Below are 605 nucleotides of genomic sequence, written 5' to 3' on the forward strand. Positions count from 1 at the left end.
TCTCCCAGGTGACCTGGTTGAGGTCGTCGTTGTGCAGGACGGCGATGATCAGGCGGGGGTCGGCCCATTCGTGCCAGTAGCGCTTGATGGTGATGAGCTCGTTGAGCCCGTTCATCTGCATCGCCCCGTCGCCGACGAACGCGATCACGGGCCGGTCGGGGTGGCCGATCTTGGCCCCGATCGCGTAGGGGACCCCGGGGCCCATGGTGGCCAGGTTCCCGGAGAGGGACCCGCGGACGCGGCCGGTGAACTTCAGCTGGCGGGCGTACCAGTTCGCCGAGGAGCCCGAGTCCGCGGTCACGATCGCGTCGGCGGGGAGCCGGTCGGAGAGCTCGGAGAAGACCCGCATGGGGTTCACCGGGTCGGCGGAGATCATGGCCTGGGCGCGCATGGTCTCCCACCAGCGGGCCACGTTGGACTCGATGCCCTCGCGCCAGGAGCGGTCCTCCTTGCGGCGCAGGTGCGGGATCAGGGCCCGCAGCGCGGCGGCGGCGTCCGAGACGATGTTGACCTCGTACGGGTACCGCATCCCGATCATGCCGGGGTCGATGTCGATCTGCACGCCCCGGGCCTGGCCCTCCTTGGGCATGAACTGGGTGTAGGGG

General features: G+C 69.8%; 1 protein-coding gene. It reads right to left on the reverse strand.

Annotated elements, in window-relative coordinates:
• Nucleotides 1-589, reverse strand: a 589-nt coding sequence (locus LK10_RS11810; RefSeq protein ID WP_231567743.1) for a thiamine pyrophosphate-dependent enzyme, incomplete at its 3' end; no start/stop codon positions are given.
• Nucleotides 590-605 lie beyond the last annotated feature (16 nt).

It is taken from the genome of Sinomonas humi (assembly GCF_000802235.1).
In the GTDB taxonomy this organism is placed as follows: Bacteria; Actinomycetota; Actinomycetes; order Actinomycetales; family Micrococcaceae; genus Sinomonas; species Sinomonas humi.